Annotated in this window: 2 protein-coding genes and 1 pseudogene; all 3 read right to left on the bottom strand. The window is 66.8% G+C overall.

Translation table 11 applies throughout. The features are described 5' to 3' along the window. A pseudogene (locus VN419_RS14540) lies at window positions 1-533 on the bottom strand (hypothetical protein); the annotation flags it as partial. A gap of 139 nt (window positions 534-672) precedes the next feature. Continuing rightward, window positions 673-1,689, bottom strand: a complete 1,017-nt coding sequence (locus VN419_RS14535) for a 4Fe-4S binding protein (RefSeq protein ID WP_325647936.1) — start codon at window positions 1,687-1,689, stop codon at window positions 673-675. A 25-nt stretch (window positions 1,690-1,714) separates the two neighbouring features. After that, window positions 1,715-2,230 (bottom strand): MarR family winged helix-turn-helix transcriptional regulator, encoded by a 516-nt coding sequence (locus tag VN419_RS14530; protein ID WP_325647935.1) that lies wholly within the window; start codon window positions 2,228-2,230, stop codon window positions 1,715-1,717. Window positions 2,231-2,366 lie beyond the last annotated feature (136 nt).

The raw sequence follows: 2,366 nt of genomic DNA, 5'->3' as shown, positions 1-2,366 counted from the left end.
GTGGCGGCCAGGCGCTCGCGCGCCTGTGCGACCGTGACGGCGGGGTCCTTGGGCAGCGCGTCCTTGGCGTAGGGTGCTTCCAGGCCGATCTCATCCGGCGTTGCCAGGGGCTCGTGGGCCACGATGTTCATCTGCATGCGCATGGTCCAGGCGTTGTGCAGGGGCTGGTCGGCAAGCAGGTGCGAGCGGATGTGCACCGCCGGAGTGTGGCGGGAGAGTTCCTGCGCGTCGAGTTCCGCCATGCGCGGCAAAAGGTGGGCGAAACGCTCGTGCCCCAGGCAGGCCTCGAACAGAAGCGCCGCCAGCACCGGCTCGGTGATCTGCGTGCCCTGACGCACCTCCTCCATGAGCTTCTCCACCTTTTTCGTGCGGTGCTCGCCCAGCTTGAACAGCATGTGCTGGTGCATGAAGTCGTCCAGCGGGTGGCTGCGCAGGTGCTCCAGCATTTCGGAAAAGCTCAGGTTCGGGCCGGGATGGGCGGCAAAGCAGCCCACGCCGGAAAGGGTGTCCATGAGGCGGAGTTCGTAGCGCATTAAGGGCTCCAAATGAGGCGTGTGGTTGATATCAGACAAAAAGAGGCGGGCATCCCCGCCTGTGCGGGGACTCTAGGCCAAGTGACGGCCGGGCACAAGGCGGCGGGCGGAAAAAGGGGAACAATCCTGCCGGAGCGGCCTAGGCCTTGCGTTCCACCAGGGGAACGACCCGGCGCACCTCTTTGTTCGGATTCTTCAGCGCGCGGGCCTCGGCCTGGGAACCGGGAGCCACGTACACGTCCTCCTTGCGGTTCTTGAGGGGGCGGAACACCTCGTCCATGAAGGCCTTCTTCCGGCCCTGCCAGGCCAGGCCGCCCACCTGGCCCGCAGGGCACACGGCCATGCAGTACCCGCAGCGGTAGTTCATCTTGTACATCAGCGACTGCCACATGGACGCCACCTCCCGGTCCTTGAAACGCTGGCGGAAGGCCTCGATGTCCGTGGTGCTGCGCGTGGCGTCCAGCAGATCCATGAAGCCGACCACGTTGTCGCGGTAGGCGTGGGTCATGCAGGCCATGAGGTTGAAGGGCTTGTCCGCGCCGATGGCGCCCACCGGGCACACGGCCTCGCACAGGCCGCAGTGGATGCAGGGCGAATCGGCCAGGGGCGCGCCATAGGCGTCCAGTTCGGCGTCGATGAGCAAGGTGGTGAGGCGGATGAAGTTGCCGAAAACGGGGTGGATGACGAGCCGGTTGACTCCCATGTGCCCCAGCCCGGCCTGCACGGCCACGATCTTGTGGCTCACGTTCCAGATCTTGCCGGGAAAGCGCCCCATGTCCATGGGGAAGTCCGCCGGGACGGCGACCCCGCGCACGCCCTGAGTGTTCAGCCTGCGCAGGATGCTGCGGGCCGTGTGCGCGCTCTCGGCCGTGGCGTCGTGCACCTCGGCCGAGGACATCTGCCGGGCCTGGCTGCGGATGTTCTCCGGGTTCAGGGGGAAGGCCAGAGCCACCAGGGTGCGCGTGCGCGGGTACGCGGCCAGGATGTCGGCGCGCTCGAAATCCAAGGCCGTGCGGCCAAGCTCCACAAAACCGCAATCGCCCGCGCCGGCCTCCAGACACAGGCTACGCAGCTCTGCTGTTTTCAAGCGTACCGGCGTCACGGTGGAGGGCGTCTTCTGCCGGGGGGAGGCGTGGGAAACTGTGCGGGTGTCCATGCTGCGCTCCTGTGGCTTTGCGGTTCTAACCCTGCGCAGCCGCGGTCAGGGCTGCAAGGTCCTTCAATATGTGCTCCAGGCGGTCTTGGCCCAGGTGCTGGCGCATGGCCTCCTGGGCGGCGGTCCAATGGGGCATGGCCCCTTGCAGGGCCGCACGGCCCGCAGGGGTGATGCGTATGCGGTGCTCGCGGCGGTCCTGTCCGGTTTCGGAAAGGATGAAGCCTTTGGCCTCCAGCAGGGCGAGGTTGCGGGTAAGGGTGGTCCGCTCCGTGGCCAGCCGCTCGGCCAGGGCGCCCATGGTCATGGGTCCGCTGGTGTTTGTGGCCGCCAGTATGGAAAATTGCGTGGACCGGAGGCCGCTTGGGGCCAGCATACCGTCGTAGAAGCGCGTCACCGCGCGGCTGGCCCGGCGCAGGTTGTAGCAGGCGCAACGGCTGCCGATGCCCTGCTCAGGCGCAGGCCCGGCGCAGACTTTGGTGTCGGCTGCATCGCCGCCAGGAGTGGCGGTTTCAGGGCTGGGCATGGGGGGGCATTTTTTCATGGCAAGCGTCGCTCCTTGTTCTTGGCGCGGCAAGACGTGTGAAGAGTGTATATACACCTAATTGGGCGCGGTCAAGACTCGACGAACCCCAAAGGGCGTTGGCGGGCCGGGGGGAACGTTCCCCAGAGGGTGCGCG

The organism is Humidesulfovibrio sp. (genome assembly GCF_035560995.1).
Lineage (GTDB): Bacteria > Desulfobacterota > Desulfovibrionia > Desulfovibrionales > Desulfovibrionaceae > Humidesulfovibrio.
Note: the sequence above shows the minus strand (reverse complement) of the source record. Positions and strands in the feature narration are given on the sequence as shown.